A 16506-nucleotide genomic window follows, 5' to 3' on the forward strand; every position below is an offset into this window, starting at 1 on the left:
ACCTCCCAGCGCAAAAATGGCCAAAAAAGTCTCGGAAGGCGTGTCGGATGGGCGCCGGGCCATCCGTCCTTGGGCAGAACCCGCCCCAAGGAGCTTTCGATGGCCAGGATGATCTTCCTCAATCTGCCCGTGACCGACCTCAAGCGCGCGACTGCCTTTTACGAGGCGATCGGCGCGACCAGGAATCCGCAATTCAGTGACGACACGGCGAGCTGCATGGTGTTTTCCGAGACCATCCACGTGATGCTGACGACCCACGACAAATTCCGTCAGTTCACGCCGAAGCCGATCGCGGATGCCAAGACCTCGAACCAGGCGCTGTTCTGCCTGTCCGCCGATGGCCGCAACGAGGTCGACGATATCGTCCGCAAGGCCGAGGCCGCAGGCGGGATCGCCGATCCCGGTCCTGTTGACGAGTACGACTTCATGTACGGCCGCAGCTTTGAGGATCCGGATGGTCACATGTGGGGTGTGAACTGGCTGGACATGGCGGCCGTCCCGGCGAAGCCCGCCATGGCGAGCGCCTGATTGGAACCGGAAGAGGAGCATTCGCGATGTCCAAGCTCGTGCCTTGCATGTGGTTTAACGGCGATGCCGAGGAGGCCGCCAGTTTCTACGTCTCGCTGGTTCCGGATTCAGGGATCACGCACGTCCAGCGCAACGTCTCGGATAACCCGTCCGGCAAGGAGGGCTCGGTGCTCGTCGTCGAGTTCACGGTCGCCGGCCAGCCCTTGGTCGCGCTCAATGGCGGGATGAAGGTCGAATACACCCACGCGCTGTCGTTGATGATCCATTGCGACGATCAGGCCCAGGTCGACAGCGTGTGGAGTGCATTCCTGGCCAACGGTGGCAAGGAGCAGCAGTGTGGCTGGATCAGTGACCGCTATGGCGTGTCCTGGCAGGTGGTGCCCAAGGTGATGTTCGAGTTTCTCTCGAGTCCGGACAGGGCCGCCGCCGCGCGCGCGATGCAGGCCATGATGAGGATGGTGAAGCTGGACGTGGACGTTCTGCGCCGTGCGTTCGAGGGCAAGTCGGCGGCGTGACGTCAACCCAGGTGCCGCAGGGTGGGCAAAGGCGCGAAAGCACCATGGCCACGGTCCCTTTGCTATCAGACGGATGGTGGGCACGGTTGCGCTTTGCCCGCCCTGCGAGACTTGCGCCTGGCGCTTACGCCAACCACGCTAATAATTGATCCTCAGCCCCACGCCGCCATGGATCGTGTTGCCTACTGGCTGGGGGCCGAGCGTGCCGTTGGCAAAGAGGTCCACGACCCAATCCTTCTGCAGACGGAAGCCGAGGCGTCCGCCATATTCGAACCAGCCCTGGTTGCCCATCGTCGGCGCCACCACGCCGTCGCCGGTCACGGTGGCAACGATGCCGCTGTGACTGGCGAATGACTGCACCCAGCCCCCATTGATGTTGGTCTCGATATTGCCGGCGACGAGATGCGTCCACTGGCCGCCGATCTTGACCAGGCTGGCGCGGTCGGTGCCGTCGGCGATGGTCGCGTCGAACGGGTTGAACGCGACCGCATTGTCCGCGTAGCCCGACACGCGCTGCCAGAGTTGCCAGACCTCGATCGAGGCCGCAACCTCATCACGAGGTGACAGGCGGCTCATCCAGCCGGCGCGACCATAGACTGCGTAGTTGGAAGCGTCACTCGACCCCGTCACGCTCACCGCGCCGAGGCTGGTGTTGTAGCTGCGGGTGTATCGCACCTTCTCCCAGGGCGTCAGGATCGTGCCGACGTCGAAGAACGGACGCGATGAACCCCAATCGGTGAGGTCATAGCGCAGCGCGACGGCGCCGATCGGCGCGCTGGTGACGTGGTAGCCGCCCTCGCTGTATTGCGTGTAGGCGAGGCCGGCGAGCAGCGACAGATTGGGCGTCAGCTCCTTGCGGCCGTGGACGCCGGCCGAGAAAGAGCCAGCCGAACCGAACGCGCTGATGCAGTCACTGCAATTGACCTGCTCGTTGACGCCAAGCAGCACCGTCCCGAGCACCCGGTTGGTGATCATCTGGTTGAAGCGCTGGTTGGCGAGGCCGTTGACCGAGTTGCCGCTGGAATCGGAGCCGGTCGGCGTCGGGCTCGGCAGCGACGGAGACTGGCTTGGCGACGGAGACGGGCTTGGCGATGGAGACGGGCTCGGGGAGGGCGACGCGGCTGGCGTCGGGGACGGCGAATATGTCGGTGACGGGGTGGGCGTTGGATGACCGCACCCGGATTCGCAGAATGTCGCGGCCGTCGCGGGACGGGCGTCGAGCGCGAACAGCGTGAGCGCGGCGGCTGCGCCGAGCGCGCAGGCCGAGGCGAGACGTTTGAAGCCGGGCTTTGCCATCGTCAGCGCCCGCACAGCATGCCGTCGTCATGAACGGCGGGAGTGGCCGGCGAGGCTTCGGCGTATTGGTTGACGGCGCAAAGTCCGGCATTGGCGGTGCAGTTGGCGGCAAAGGTCCAGGGCGGCGTGTTGGTCTTGGTGATGGTGACCCTCCCGCCGGTCGAGGTAATGACCGCGGTGTCGCCGGGCTGGGTGAGCTGAATGCACTGGAAGCTCAGGGTGCAGACGTTCGCCGCGCCCTCCTGGAGCACGACGACCGAGCGGCCGCGCTGCGACAGGATGTCGAGCGTCGTGCCGCGAACGCCGATGGTCGCAAGCGGTGTTGTGATCTTGTAGGCGGTCTTCGCCGAATGTCCGGTGACGAAGCGGAAGGCGCCGGTGGCCATGCTGATGGCCACGTCGCGATAGCTGTGCTCGTCATTGAACACGGTGCGGTCGAGCTTCAGCGTGGCGCTCGGCCCGAGCGACAGATTGGTGCTGTCGGCCATGACGAAGCGCGCCGCACTCTCCGCGCCGGTGTGTACGGTCTCGTCGCGCAACATGCTGTCGCCGACATTGATCGGTGTCGTACCTGCAGCGACGCGGACCACCTCGTTCTGGACGAGAACGGCTTCGCCGACGCGCGTCTGGGCTTGCGCGCAAGGCGCAGCGCAGAGTGTCATGGACAGCAGAGTTGGGAAAAGCAGAAAACGCAGATTCATGTCGTAACCGATCGAGGCCCCTGATCGTACTGGATCGCGCGCACTCGTGTTGTGGCAGAATTATCACAAGCGGCGTGAGACAGGCGCTAGCTTAGTGACAGTTGCGGCGGAATGCGTTCAATGGATCGTCCGAGTAGTTTTTTATTCGCGGTGACGCAGATTTGCCACGCAAAATAGCCCTAGAGCCGTCGCGCAAAGCACATGCGGCTCCGATGACGTCGCGAAGCGCAGTGATCGCTGTCGCGATCTTCCTAGCTGCGCATCTCGCGCTGCTGGTCGGGCTGACGACGCCGGAAAAATTCGTCTTCGACGAGGTGCATTACGTGCCGGCTGCGCGGCAGATGCTGGGCACCACGGTGTCGGAGCCGATGCTCAATCCGATGCATCCGCCGCTGGCAAAGGAGCTGATCGCTGTCTCGATCTCGGCATTCGGCGACAATGCGCTGGGCTGGCGCTATCCGGCAACGTTGTTCGGCGCGCTTGCGATCGTCGCGATCTATTTCTGCGGCCTCGCCGTGTTCGGATCGCAGGGACCTGCAATCGCGGCAGCGCTGATCGCGGCGTTCAACCAGATGGTTTACGTGCAAGCGCGCATCGCGATGCTCGACATCTTTGCGCTCGGTCTCGGCCTGCTCGCAATTGCCGCCTTCATGCACGGCTTTCGACGGGAACGTCCCCAGGCTCTGTTCGCGCTCGCCGGCAGCTTGTTCGGCTTTGCGGCGGCCTGCAAATGGAGCGGCCTGTTTCCGCTCGGCGTCTGCATCGTCATCGTGGCGACGGTCCGACTGATGCAGGGCTGGCACACGCTGTTTGCCGATGCGAAGCCGAGCGACTGGTACCGGCCCGATCTCTGGCCCGCCTTCAAGGCCCATCATGCCGCCCTCTGTTTTGCGCTGCTGCCCGCCGTGACTTATATCGCTGCCTTCGTTCCGCTCTATGGCCTGTCATTGCCTGATCTGATCGAAGCGCAGCGCCGGATCTTCGCCGACAACACCACCAGCGCGATCGCCGGCCATACGTATATGAGCTCCTGGCCGTCCTGGCCGTTGCTGGTGCGGCCGGTGTGGTTCCTGTTCGACAAGACGACGGACGACGACGTCGCGGCGATCGTCTTCCTCGGTAATCCCCTGGTGCTATGGCCGGCGTTGCTGGCCCTTGTCATGGTGTTGCGCGACTTCATCGTTGCGCGTCGCTGGGATGCGTTCCTGATTGCTTCGTTTTATTTCGGCCCCTGGCTCGCCTGGGCGCTGCTGCCGCGCACGCTCGGCTTCATCTATTATTATCTGCCGGCCGCAACCGCGGCCTCGCTCGCGCTGGTCTATGCGCTGCGCAGAGACGGCCTGCCGCGCTGGGTGCTGTGGGCCTATGTCGGGATTGCGGCGATCGGCTTTGCGGTCATGCTGCCGATTTCAGCCGCTTTCATCGGCACGTCGATGCGGATGTTCAGCCGGCTGATGTTGTTCCAGAGCTGGATCTGACAAGAGGACGTCGCCCGCCACTTTCGTGGCAGGCGGCTGTTGCTGCCATGACGTCTCAAATCATTTGGACGCCGTCTTCGTGTCCATGTTCACAACCTGGACGCGGCGGTTGATCGGGTCGGCGCCGTTGGCGGTGTCCTTCAGCTTGGTCTTGCCATAGCCGACGGTGACGAGATCGCCGCCGTTGAGACCGTAGTTCTGCACCAGGTACTTCTTGATCGTGTCGGCACGACGCTCAGAGAGGCCCTGATTGTACTCTTCAGTGCCGATCGCGTCGGTGTGGCCGGCAACCACGAAAGTCGATCCCTTGAGCGATGGATCGGACAGCGCCTTTCCGAGCGCCTGCACCGATGGCAGCGAGGTCTTGGCGATGTCGGCCGAGTTGTAGTCGAACTGGATTTCCAGATCGATGTTGGGCTTGGTCGACGCGAGCTCGGCGATCTGATCGCGCTCGCCCATCGAGAGCGAACGGGTCTGCCGGTTGCGCAGTGTATCGAGGAAGGTCGCTTCCTTGGCTTGCGCCGTCGGGTCGGCCTGCGGACCGACCGACAACCCGCGGGTCACCGGCTTCGGCCTCAATGCATCCAGGATCTGGTTGGTGGAAACATTGGCGTCGCCGGCGAAAGCGAGGCCCGCCGCCATCGACAGCGCCGCGGTAAGCGTGATCGCCTTCAGTCCGAAAGACTTATTGAAATGGGTCATTGTCGTATCCTCGGTGTAACGCTTGATGGCGATTTGATGCTCCCAGGATAGAGAAGGTTCAAAGGCTCGGATGTGATGCGGATCACATTCAGGAGGAACCGAAATTCGGTTCGTATCTTAGCAGCCGAGCCGGCCGGTATACACGGCATTCAGCCAGCGGCAGCCGCCTACCACCGGGGCAGCATAGGGCCTGCGTCAGGAAGTAACTCCGTCTTTCGATGCTCGAAAGCAGCGTGCAAATCCTTCATGTCTTTTCGATTTGGCGTTCCGCGGCTTGCTGGACTTCGGGCCGCTGCGGGTACAATCTCCCTGCATTGCTCGTGACCGCGGTTACTGCCCGTTGCGTCAGCCCCCCGAAAAGTAGCCGTCGCAGCGTCTTGCAGCTCGGTTGGAGCAGCAGAAATCCCCGGGTGATTCAGATCACAGTGCGTCGCTGTGAACTGGATCTGATTGCTCTCATCGGATCGGCTCTGGCTGATCCGAGAGCATCGAAGAAGTTTGGATCAGGGGAGAATGATCATGCGCTTCTTGATCGCAGCAATTTCAATCGCAGCATTTCTCGTCAGCGGCAACGCAGCTTTTGCCGACAAGCGCGTCGCCTTCGTAGTCGGCAACGCCGCTTACAAGAATGTCCCGCAGCTCCCCAACCCGGCGATCGATTCCAAGGCGATGGCGAGGGTGCTGCGCAATGTCGGCTTCGATGTCGTCGAGGGCTCCAACCTCACGCGCGACGCCATGACTGCAAAGCTCTTGGAGTTTGGCAAGAAGAGCGAAGGCGCCGATGTCGCCGTGTTTTTCTATGCCGGCCACGGGATTGCCGTGAATGGTATCAACTATCTGCTGCCTATTGATGCCGACCTCAAATCCGAGATGGACGTCAAGCTGGGTGCTGCGATCAATGTCGACATCACGCTCGATCAGACCATGGCGGATGCGAAGGTGAAGCTCGTATTCCTGGACGCCTGCCGTGATAACCCGTTCGCAGCAAAGATCCGGTCGGCCAAGGCCACCCGCTCCGTCAATGTGCAGACTGGCCTCGCCGAGATGAAGTCGGGCGAGGGCACGCTGATTGCCTTTGCCACAGGCCCCGGCCAGACCGCGCTCGACGGCGAGGCCGGCACCAACAGCCCGTTCACCCGCGCCCTCGTCGCCAACATTGCCCAGCCGGGAGTCGAGATCCAAGAGGCCATGACCAAGGTTCGTGCCCAGGTCAGTGACGAGACCAGCAAGGGCCAATTGCCTTGGGGGCACACCAACCTCACCGGCAACGTCTATCTCAATCCGGTTGGCGCGCCGGCTGCGGCCACAATCGATCCGTCGAACGCGCCCGTATCGGCCGCGACCAGGCAAGGCGCCGACATCGAGCTCGAGTTCTGGCGCTCGATCAATGACACCAACAAGGTGGAAGAGCTCAACGCCTATCTCACCAACTATCCGAACGGCACGTTCAAATCGATCGCACTCGCCCGCATCGCGGCGCTGCAGGATGGGCCGTCCAACACCACCCGCAACCTGTCGGCCGGGATCGATCCCGCGACTTTCACCGAAGAGGCCAGCCAGATCTCCGAAGACCAGATCGGTCTCGACAAGGGACAGCGCCGAGACGTGCAGCGTCGCCTCACCGGGCTCGGCTTCGACGTCAAGGTGACCGGGAAGTTCGACGACGACACCCGTTCCGTGATGAAGCGATGGCAGGCGGCACGTGGCTATCCCGCCACGGGTTACCTCAACAAGCTCCAGCACAAGGCTCTGCTGTCGGAGATCGTTTCGGCCCGCGCGGCCGCCTCCGAGCAGGCAGACGATGAGCCGGTGCGTCGCCGGTCTTTCGGCGGTGGTGGCCGGCGCCATCATAGTAGTGGCGTCGGCGCCCCGACGGGCGGCCCCGGCGGTCTGTTTGGCGGCATGATGGGTGGATTGTTCGGCCGCCGCTGAGAGGCAAAGGGCGACGGGGAGCGGCTCGATCGGGGCCGTCTTCGTTGTCGGAAACCTGCGCTCATCGTTCGTCGCAAAGCCGTCGCGTGACCGCCTGTCTGCGAACAAGTTTTCGGCCAGATGCGCGCCTAGCAGACACCTTCATCCGACATCGCAGGCGAGGGGAGCCGAGTTCCATCCAGTGCCGAGGCCAAGTGACTATCAGCGTGACTACCATCGCAGTGGCCCGCCGGATCGGGCCGTGTCTCTGAATGCCATGCCCATCTACATCGGCGCGGCGATGATCGCGGTCGCGATCCTGCTCTCCACGCTGATCACGGGAGTGACCTCCCGGTATACCGGCCTCCAAGCTCCGACCGACGAGACCGTGTGGCTGGTCGATCGCCTCACCGGCAGCGTCTATCGTTGCGAGTCGGAAGGGCGCGGCAGGGCCTCCTGCGAGCCTGATATCGCCACTGGCAGCCTCAGCAACCGGCCCAAGGTGCCGAAGGACGGCCGCTAACGCCGTCTCGCTTTGCGCTGCAGCAAGACAATTGCCTGCTCCACGAAACGTTCTCGCCAGAGACTACGTAGTTGCGAAGGCCGGCATGACGCCGGCTTCGTTTTACTTCAGGAGACTTTTCGATGAAGACCTTGCTTACCGCCGCAGCTTTTGTCGCGTTTGCCTTTCCCCAGCGTCCGCCGCGAAGATGGCGTGCACCAGCGATAATCTGATGAAGTCGACGGCCGCGATGTCCGGTCCCGCCGACACGCCCGCCAAGATGGCGGCGAACAAGGAAATGGCCATGGCCAACACGGACATGAGCATGGGCAAGATGAAGAGCGGCTGCATGCACTACATGAAGGCGCAGAAGGCCATGTCGATAAAGTAGGCTTCGGCCGCATCATTTCCGCCGCGCTGTCGGCAGATGACGGCGCGGTTTTTTATTTTGCGATTCATCTGCCGCTTCTTTCTCCCCCCGCGAATCCCGCTACATTGCCTCCCGCAATGTCCCGCCCACCAAAACCCCTCCCGCTCTCGACGAGACAGGCCCGGCAGATCTGGCTGCGCGCCCAGCGGCTCGATACGCGCGAGCCGTTCGGGGAGGGCGCGCAGGCGGTTGCCGATGCGGTCGCCCATCTTGGCTATGTGCAGATCGACACCATCAACGTGATCGAGCGGTGTCACCACCACATCCTGTTCAGCCGCATCCCGTCCTACCGCCGCGCCGATCTGCGTCATGCCCAGAGCGTCGACAAAAGCGTGTTCGAGTATTGGACCCATGCGCTGTCCTACGTTCCGTCAGATGATTTTCGCTTCTTCCTGCCGGCGATGCGCGAGCACAAGCGCGAGGGTCACAAATGGTACGCCTCGGTCAAGCCGGCCGACTCGCGCAAGGTGATGCGGCTGCTCCGCGCCGGCCCACTAACGATCCGCGACATCGAGGACGACGTGCTCACCGAGAAGGAGCATCTGTGGCAGAGCCGCAAGCCTTCGAAGCGGGCACTTCAGCTTGCCTTCTATACCGGTGTCGCGACCATCAGCGCGCGCCAGGGCATGCTCAAGACCTATGATCTGATGACGCGCCATTTTGGCTGGGACAAGCTGCCGAAACCCGCTTCGGCGAAAGAGATAACGGCCTATCTGCTTGACCGCGCGTTGCGCTCGCAAGGCGTGGTCAGCCTCGATTCGATCTGCTATCTCGATGCGCCCAGCAAGAAGGCCGTCGCGGGCCTGATCGCCTCGCGCGTCCGCCGCGGCGAGCTCCTGCCTGTCGCGGTCGAAGGCGCGGGAAAGCAGGAGCATTGGGCCATGCCCGCGGCGCTGGAGCCGCATGAATTGTCGCCGGATCTCGTCCACATCCTCTCGCCGTTCGATCCGCTGATCATCCAGCGCAAGCGTACCAATCTCATTTTCGGTTACAATCATCTGTTCGAGGCCTATGTGCCGAAAGCCAAGCGCAAGCTCGGCTATTTCGCGCTGCCCGTGCTGGTCGGCGACGAGATCGTCGCGGCGCTCGACCTCAAGACCGACCGGCAGGCCAGGAAGCTGTTGATGCAGAAATGGACCTGGCTCGGGCAGGGGAAGAAAACCGCCGGGCGCAAGGAACTGAAGCAGGAGATCGAGGACGAACTCGATCGGTTCGAGCGGTTTCAATTGGCGGCGTGAGCGTGGGGCGACCTCACCTCATCTGGACAACGACTTTTCCCTTGGCCCTGCCTTTTGCAAGATAGCCGAGGGCATCCTTTGCTTGCTCAAATGCCTTGTCGATCACCGGCCTCGACGAGACTAGCCTTCAGTTACCCTGCGTATCTCCATGAGCCGATCCAGCCAGATACCGAACCCGATTCCAACCGCATAAGCCGCCAGATTCCAAAGCGAGAAGATGCGGCCCAACAGCAAGGCGCCGGCGGTGGTGAGGCGGAACGCATCGAGCCATGGCGTATGCACCAGCCGGGAAAACTCGACCACCGCCGCGACGGCCATCGCGATCACCGCGAGCTGGCTCCGGGGCAGCCGCGGCAGCAAGAGCCCGACGAGCAAGAACACCATCGTCGCCCACAGCAGCGAGCCGCCATACTTCACCACGAAGGCGGGAAGGCCGAGCGGAAAGCCGTACCGGCGGAGAGACAGCCCGCAGGCAATCACGACCAGCGCCAGGGCGACGCGGATCAGCGACGTCTGCCGCAGCGCAAGGGTGTTGACTGGCTGCATTGCTTCCATTGACTCTTTACCCGCGATGCTCAAAACCGCCTTTAGCTCACAAAAGCAACAATAGGGGGGGACGCCATGAGCCAGACCACAGCCTATACCGGTTCCACGGGAGCCAAGAATACCAACAGGTCGGACATCGAGACCTCGACGATCCGTGCCATCTCCTGGCGCCTGATCCCGTTCCTGGTGCTGGCCTACTTCTTCTCCTATCTCGACCGCGTCAATCTCGGCTTCGCCGCGCTGACCATGAACGCGGAGCTGAAGTTCACGCCGCTGATCTTCTCCTGGGGCGCCGGCATCTTCTTCATCGGCTATTTCATCTTCGAGGTGCCGAGCAACCTCGCGCTGGAAAAGTTCGGGGCTAGCCGCTGGATCGCCCGCATCATGGTGACCTGGGGCATCATCTCGGCCCTGATGGCGCTCACGGGCGGCGTCACCAGCTTCTACGTTCTGCGCTTCCTGCTCGGGGTGGCCGAGGCCGGCTTCTTCCCCGGCATCATCCTCTATCTCACCTATTGGTATCCGGCCGAATATCGCGCCCGGTTCCTTGCGGCCTTCGCGATCGCCGTGCCGGTTTCGACCGTGATCGGTGCGCCGATCTCGGGCCTGCTGCTCGGCCTCGACGGCGCGATGGGTCTGAAGGGCTGGCAGTGGCTGTTCATCCTCGAGGGCATCCCTTCCGTGCTGCTCGGCATCGTCACCTGGTTCTACCTCACCGACAGGCCGGAGAAGGCTGACTGGCTCTCGGCCGAGCAGAAGGCGTGGCTCAAGGCTCGACTCGATTCCGAGATTGCCGCCAAGCAGGCGGTCAAGCATCTGTCCCTCGGCGAAGCGCTGTCCTCGCCGAAGGTGATCATGCTGAGCCTGGTCTATTTCGGCTTCGTGGGCGCGCTCTATGGCATGCAGTTCTGGTTGCCGCAGATCGTCAAGGCGTTCGGTCTCACCAACGCCCAGACCGGCTTCGTCACGGCGATCCCGTATCTGTTCGGCACCATCGCGATGATCCTGTGGGCGCGGCATTCGGACGCGACGCGCGAGCGCGTGATGCATGTCGGCGCGCCGCTGCTGCTGACCGCCGTCGCGCTCGCCGTCTCCAGCTACCTCACCGATCCCACGATGACGATGGTGGTGCTGACCTTCGCCGCGATCGGCGTATTCTGCTGCTTCGGTGTGTTCTGGACGCTGCCGACGGCCTGGCTCTCGGGCACCGCTGCTGCCGGCGCCATCGCGCTGATCAACTCGGTCGGCAACCTCGCAGGCTTCGGCGGCCCCTATCTCATCGGCTGGGTCAAGGAAGCGACGGGGCAGACCTCGACCGGCTTGCTCGTGCTCGCGGTGCTGCCCCTGATCGCCGGCATCCTGGTCTTCATCGGCGGCCACGAGAGCAAGCACGAGTTCGCCGAACGCCAGTAGCAAACATCGCCGGCCACGGGCAGAGGTCCCCTCAACGATCACGGTTTCCTGATGACTGACGATTATTGACTTTCATCAGTGATTAGTCGACATTCCTCTCGTTGCAGACGCAGGAGTGTCCTCCGATGTTCGTTCGGTCCGTTTTGTCCAGCTATTCCAGGCTCTTGGCGGGTGTCTCGCTGGCCTTGATGGCCGCTGCGCTGGCCGGGTGCAATGACACCGTCGCCGAAAAGGCCGAGCCTCCGCGGCCGGTTCTGGTCGCAACTGCCCATTTTGATGCCGAGACCCCGGAGCGCAGCTTCGTCGGCACGATCAGGCCCCGGATCGAGAGCGACCTTGGTTTCCGCGTCGCGGGCAAAGTCGACAAGCGACTGGTCGAGGTCGGACAGACCGTCGAAGTCGGTCAGGCCCTCGCGACCCTCGATGAGGTCGATCTGAAGCTCCAGGCCGAGCAGGCCGTCGCCGAGCAGACCGCCGCCACCGGCGTGCTGGCCCAGGCCGCCGCCGCCGAGCAGCGCGCCAAGGAATTGAAGGCCAAGGGCTGGACCACGGATGCCGCGATGGATTCGAGCCGCGCTGCCGCCGACGAGGCCCGTGCGCGCCTCGACCGCGCCATCCGTTCGGTCGAACTGACCCGGAATTCTCTTTCCTACGCGACGCTCAATGCCGACGCCCGTGGCGTCGTCACCGCAACGCTGATCGAGCCCGGCCAGGTGGTCGCCGCAGGCCAAGCTTCGATCCGTGTCGCCCGCTTTGCTGAAAAGGAAGCGGTCGTCGCGATCCCTGAGACGCTGGTTGCACGCGCCAAGTCGGGCGTCGCCAGCGTCACTCTTTGGTCGGAGCCGGACAAGAAATATACGGCCAAGCTGCGCGAGATCGCGCCCACCGCCGATCCGGCGACGCGCACCTATCTCGCAAAGTTTTCGCTGCCTGAAGCCGACGACAAGGTTTCGCTCGGCATGACCGCGACGTTGACGTTGTCGGACGCCGCCACCGAACGTGTCGCGCGGCTGCCGCTGTCGGCACTGTTCAACGAAGGCGGCAAGCCGTCCTTTTACGTCGTCGATGACAATGGTGCGGTCACGCTGAAGCCGGTTGCGGTGAAGGCTTACGACAGCAGCGACGTCGTCATCACCGGTGGCGTCGACGAGGGCGCCAAGATCGTCGCCCTCGGCGTCCAGAAGCTCGATCCCGGCCAGAAGGTGCGGGTCGTGTCGTCACTGTCTTTCTAGAGTTTACGCGTCCGTTGTTGCAAGGCGAGTTTCGGCCCGACGCGCAAATGCACGGGCTGAAGCGGCGAAGCGATCCAGAACCTGCCCAGCCCCCTGGATTGCTTCGCTGCCTCGCGACGACGCCTTGAACAGGGCGGCTGTCGTTTTTGGCAATTGGATCGACTTTTCGGAGAGAGCGATGAAGCGCTTCAACCTTTCGGCCTGGGCCGTCAGCCATCCGACGCTGGTTCTGTTCCTGATGCTGGTGCTCGGCGTCGCCGGCTTCTTCTCCTATCAGAAGCTCGGCCGCGCCGAGGATCCGTTCTTCACGGTGAAGGTGGTCAACGTCTCGGTGATGTGGCCGGGCGCGACCGCGCAGGAAATCCAGACCCAGGTCGCCGATCCGATCGAGAAGAAGATCCAGGAGCTGCCTTACTTCGAGAAGGTGCAGACCTATTCCAAGCCTGGCTTCACCGCGCTGCAGGTGACCTTCCGCGATTCCACGCCGCCGAAGGACGTGCCTTACCTTTTCTATCTGCTGCGCAAGAAGCTGGTCGATGTGCAGGGGCAGCTGCCCGCCGGAATCCTGGGACCCGTGGTCAATGACGAATTCTCGGACGTGGACTCCATCCTCTACATGATGACCGGCGACGGCGCTGATTACGCCCAGCTCAAGAAGGTCTCCGAAGGCTTCCGCCAGCGCCTGCTCAAGGTTCCTGGCGTGACCAAGGTCGACGTCTACGGCAACCAGGATGAGCGCATCTACGTCGAGTTCAGCCACGCCAAGCTCGCGACGCTGGGCATCACGCCTCAGGCGCTGTTCGATTCGCTCGCCAAGCAGAACAACGTCACGCCGGCCGGCACGGTCGAAACCTCGTCGCAGCGTGTGCCGCTGCGCGTCACCGGCGCACTGGACGGCGCAAAGGCCGTGGCCGAGACCCCGGTCGAGAGCAACGGCCGCGTGTTCCGCCTCGGCGACATCGCCACCGTCACCCACGGCTATGTCGATCCGCCGAGCTTCATCGTTCGCCAGGAAGGCAAGCCCGCCATCGGCATCGGCGTCGTCACCGCCAAGGGCGCCAACATCCTCGAGCTCGGCAAGGAGGTCGAGAAGGCAACGGCCGAGTTCATGAAGGCGGTGCCGCAGGGCGTCGACGTCAGCCTGATCGCCGATCAGCCGAAGGTGGTCGAGCACGCCGTCGGCGAGTTCGTGCACTCCTTCATGGAAGCGCTCGTCATCGTGCTGTTCGTGTCCTTCCTGGCGCTGGGCTGGCGCACCGGCATCGTGGTCGCCATGTCGGTGCCGCTCGTGCTCGGCATCGTCTTCATCGTCATGAACGTGATGTCGCTCGACCTGCACCGCATCACGCTCGGCGCGCTGATCATCGCGCTCGGCCTGCTGGTGGACGATGCCATCATCGCGGTCGAGATGATGGTGGTGAAGATGGAGCAGGGCTGGGACCGCATGCGCGCGGCGTCCTTTGCCTGGGAATCGACTGCGTTTCCGATGCTCACGGGAACGCTGGTTACGGCCGCTGGCTTCCTCCCCATCGGCTTTGCCAATTCCGCGGTCGGAGAATATGCCGGCAGCATCTTCTGGATCGTGGCGATCGCGCTGGTCGCCTCGTGGTTCGTGGCGGTGATCTTCACGCCTTACATCGGCGTCAAGTTGTTGCCGGAGATCAAGGTTCACCGCAATCATGACCCGCATGCGGTCTATGAGACCCGCATGTACCGCGGCTTGCGCGCCGTCGTGCAATGGTGCGTCAATCATCGTATCACGGTGGTGGTCGCGACCGTGGGTGTCTTCGTGGCTTCGATCGTCGGCTTCGGCCATGTGCAGCAGCAGTTCTTCCCGCTGTCGGAGCGGCCCGAACTGTTCCTGCAGCTGCGCCTGCCCGAAGGCACCGCCTTCAACGTCACCGAGAAGGCCGTGAAGAAGGCCGAGACGTTGCTCAAGGACGACAAGGATATCGAGACCTATACCGCCTATGTCGGCCAGGGTTCGCCGCGCTTCTGGCTCGGCCTCAACCCGCAGCTTCCGAACGAGGCCTTTGCCGAGATCGTCATCGTCGCCAAGGGCGTCGAGGCGCGCGAGCGGGTCAAGGCCAAGATCGAGGGCGCAGTTGCCGACGGCATGCTGACGGAGGCGCGCGTCCGCGTCGACCGCTTCAATTTCGGCCCGCCCGTCGGCTTCCCCGTGCAGTTCCGCGTGATCGGCCCCGATGCCAACAAGGTGCGCGAGATCGCCTACCAGGTTCGCGACGTCATGCGGCAGAACAAGAACGTCAAGGACGTCCAGCTCGACTGGAACGAGCAGTCGCCTTACCTCAAGCTGGTCGTCGACCAGGATCGCGCCCGCGCCATGGGTCTCACCCCGCAGGACGTGTCGCAGGCGCTGTCGATGCTGATCTCGGGCGCACAGGTCACGACCGTGCGCGACGGCATCGAGAAGGTCGGCGTGGTCGCCCGCGCGATTCCGTCCGAACGTCTCGATCTGGGCGGTGTCGGCGATCTTACCATCACCTCGAAGAATGGCGTCGCGGTCCCGCTGCAGCAGATCGCCAAGATCGAATATTCCCACGAGGAGCCGATCCTGTGGCGGCGCAACCGCGACATGGCGATCACCGTGCGCTCCGACGTCGTCGACGGCGTGCAGGCGCCCGACGTCACTGGCCAGATTGCGCCGAAGCTGAAGCAGATTCAGGATCATCTCGAGCCGGCTTACCGGATCGAGGCGGGCGGTGCGTTCGAGGAATCTGCCAAGGGCAACGCTTCGATCTTCATCCTCTTCCCTGTCATGGTCATGGTGATGCTGACGCTGCTGATGATCCAGCTGCAAAGCTTCTCGCGCCTGTTCCTGGTGTTCCTGACCGCGCCGCTCGGCATCGTCGGCGCGTCCCTCGGCCTCAACGTCGCCAACGCCCCGTTCGGCTTCGTGGCGCTGCTGGGCCTGATCGCGCTCGCCGGCATGATCATGCGCAACACGGTCATCCTGGTCGACCAGATCGAGACCGACGTCTCGCATGGTCTGACCCGGCGTGAGGCGATCGTCGAGGCGACCGTCCGCCGCGCCCGTCCGGTGGTGCTGACGGCGCTCGCCGCCATCCTCGCCATGATCCCGCTGTCGCGTTCGGCCTTCTGGGGCCCCATGGCGATCACCATCATGGGCGGCCTGTTCGTCGCGACCTTCCTGACGCTGCTGTATCTGCCGGGCCTCTATGCCCTCTGGTTCAGGAAGAGCCTCGACGAGGGCGGTACGACGGAACAGCCTGCCGCGCCGCAGCATGGGAGCGATGACGAGCACGCAATTCCGCTTGCTGAAGCGGCTGAATAAATGAGAAAACTAGCAATGGACGAGTCCTGACGCATGACACTGGTTTCGGAACATATCGAAGGCGACACCCGGGATCGTATTCTCGAGGTGGCCGAGCGGCTGTTCCGCCAGATCGGCTATCAGAAGACCACGGTCGGGGACATCGCCAAAGAGCTCCGGATGAGTCCCGCCAACGTCTATCGCTTCTTCGAATCGAAGAAAGCGATCCACCAATCGGTGGCTCGGGGCCTGATGGGGGAGGTCGAGCTCGAGGCCCGGCGCATCCTGGCAAGGCCCGGTGCGGTGATCCCGCGCTTCCGCGAACTGCTCACCACCATCAACCGCATGAATACCGAGCGCTATGTCGATGACAACAAGCTGCACGAGATGGTCGAGATCGCGATGCAGGAAGACTGGGAGGTCTGCGTCACCCACATGGAGTGCATTGCCGGTGTGATCGGCCAGATGATCGCGCAGGGCGCCGCCTCCGGCGAGTTCGAGGTACCGGACCTGCAACTGGCCTCGCTCTGTGCCTGCACCGCCATGATGCGTTTCTTCCACCCCCAGATGATCGCGCAGTGCGCCACCAAGCCCGGCCCCTCGATCGACCAGATGATAGATTTCGTCATCGCGGCCCTGTCGCCGCGCCACTGACCGGGCGGCGGGATTACTCCTATAATCCGGTTCGCGGCGCCCTCGACGGCGGATGGCGAGCAAGG

At 63.3% G+C, this 16506-nt stretch carries 15 protein-coding genes; 11 read left to right on the top strand and 4 right to left on the bottom strand.

Features of this window, described 5'->3' with window-relative positions:
• Positions 1–99 precede the first annotated feature (99 nt).
• Together ACVIIW_RS18325 and ACVIIW_RS18330 are read left to right on the top strand one after the other, a co-directional pair.
• Positions 100–528 carry a VOC family protein gene (locus ACVIIW_RS18325; protein ID WP_456701994.1) on the top strand — a complete coding sequence of 143 codons (429 nt, stop codon included), beginning with the start codon at positions 100–102 and terminating at the stop codon, positions 526–528.
• Between the two features lie 26 nt (positions 529–554).
• Entirely contained in the window at positions 555–1043 is a 489-nt protein-coding gene (locus ACVIIW_RS18330) for a VOC family protein (RefSeq protein WP_456701995.1), read from the top strand.
• A gap of 138 nt (positions 1044–1181) precedes the next feature.
• Here ACVIIW_RS18330 and ACVIIW_RS18335 read toward each other — a convergent pair whose 3' ends face one another.
• Positions 1182–2339 carry a hypothetical protein gene (locus ACVIIW_RS18335; RefSeq protein WP_456701996.1) on the bottom strand — a complete coding sequence of 386 codons (1158 nt, stop codon included), beginning with the start codon at positions 2337–2339 and terminating at the stop codon, positions 1182–1184.
• 2 nt (positions 2340–2341) lie between these two features.
• Positions 2342–3040, bottom strand: coding sequence for a FecR family protein (locus tag ACVIIW_RS18340; protein WP_456701997.1), 699 nt, complete (start codon positions 3038–3040; stop codon positions 2342–2344).
• A gap of 212 nt (positions 3041–3252) precedes the next feature.
• Between ACVIIW_RS18340 and ACVIIW_RS18345 the strand changes: the two genes are divergently transcribed.
• Positions 3253–4518, top strand: coding sequence for a phospholipid carrier-dependent glycosyltransferase (locus ACVIIW_RS18345; RefSeq protein ID WP_456701998.1), 1266 nt, complete (start codon positions 3253–3255; stop codon positions 4516–4518).
• Positions 4519–4578: 60 nt separating this feature from the next.
• On the opposite strand, the gene ACVIIW_RS18350 is transcribed toward ACVIIW_RS18345, so the two are convergent.
• On the bottom strand, positions 4579–5220 hold the full coding sequence (locus ACVIIW_RS18350) for an OmpA family protein (protein ID WP_456701999.1): 642 nt from the start codon (positions 5218–5220) through the stop codon (positions 4579–4581).
• Between the two features lie 519 nt (positions 5221–5739).
• Here ACVIIW_RS18350 and ACVIIW_RS18355 point away from each other — a divergent pair.
• From ACVIIW_RS18355 to ACVIIW_RS18370, 4 genes are all read left to right on the top strand, one after another.
• Entirely contained in the window at positions 5740–7152 is a 1413-nt protein-coding gene (locus tag ACVIIW_RS18355; protein ID WP_456702000.1) for a caspase family protein, read from the top strand.
• A gap of 256 nt (positions 7153–7408) precedes the next feature.
• A complete protein-coding gene (locus tag ACVIIW_RS18360; protein WP_456705191.1) occupies positions 7409–7654 on the top strand; it encodes a hypothetical protein in 246 nt (81 codons plus the stop codon).
• 211 nt (positions 7655–7865) lie between these two features.
• The gene (locus tag ACVIIW_RS18365; RefSeq protein ID WP_456702001.1) at positions 7866–8024 is read left to right on the top strand and encodes a hypothetical protein; all 159 of its coding nucleotides are present in this window, start codon (positions 7866–7868) and stop codon (positions 8022–8024) included.
• A 116-nt stretch (positions 8025–8140) separates the two neighbouring features.
• Complete coding sequence (locus ACVIIW_RS18370; RefSeq protein WP_456702002.1) at positions 8141–9301, top strand: winged helix-turn-helix domain-containing protein; 1161 nt, start codon at positions 8141–8143, stop codon at positions 9299–9301.
• Between the two features lie 120 nt (positions 9302–9421).
• Here ACVIIW_RS18370 and ACVIIW_RS18375 read toward each other — a convergent pair whose 3' ends face one another.
• Positions 9422–9856 (bottom strand): ribosomal maturation YjgA family protein, encoded by a 435-nt coding sequence (locus ACVIIW_RS18375; RefSeq protein ID WP_456705192.1) that lies wholly within the window; start codon positions 9854–9856, stop codon positions 9422–9424.
• A 66-nt stretch (positions 9857–9922) separates the two neighbouring features.
• On the opposite strand from ACVIIW_RS18375, the gene ACVIIW_RS18380 reads away from it, so the two are divergent.
• The 4 genes from ACVIIW_RS18380 (at position 9923) to ACVIIW_RS18395 (ending at position 16441) form a co-directional block, all read left to right on the top strand.
• Entirely contained in the window at positions 9923–11260 is a 1338-nt protein-coding gene (locus tag ACVIIW_RS18380) for an MFS transporter (protein WP_456702003.1), read from the top strand.
• Positions 11261–11385: 125 nt separating this feature from the next.
• Positions 11386–12492 (top strand): efflux RND transporter periplasmic adaptor subunit, encoded by a 1107-nt coding sequence (locus tag ACVIIW_RS18385; RefSeq protein ID WP_456702004.1) that lies wholly within the window; start codon positions 11386–11388, stop codon positions 12490–12492.
• Between the two features lie 178 nt (positions 12493–12670).
• Positions 12671–15808: an efflux RND transporter permease subunit gene (locus tag ACVIIW_RS18390; RefSeq protein WP_456702005.1), complete on the top strand. Its 3138-nt coding sequence runs from the start codon at positions 12671–12673 to the stop codon at positions 15806–15808.
• 33 nt (positions 15809–15841) lie between these two features.
• On the top strand, positions 15842–16441 hold the full coding sequence (locus tag ACVIIW_RS18395) for a TetR/AcrR family transcriptional regulator (protein WP_456702006.1): 600 nt from the start codon (positions 15842–15844) through the stop codon (positions 16439–16441).
• Positions 16442–16506: the final 65 nt, after the last annotated feature.

The organism is Bradyrhizobium sp. USDA 4449 (assembly GCF_054056275.1).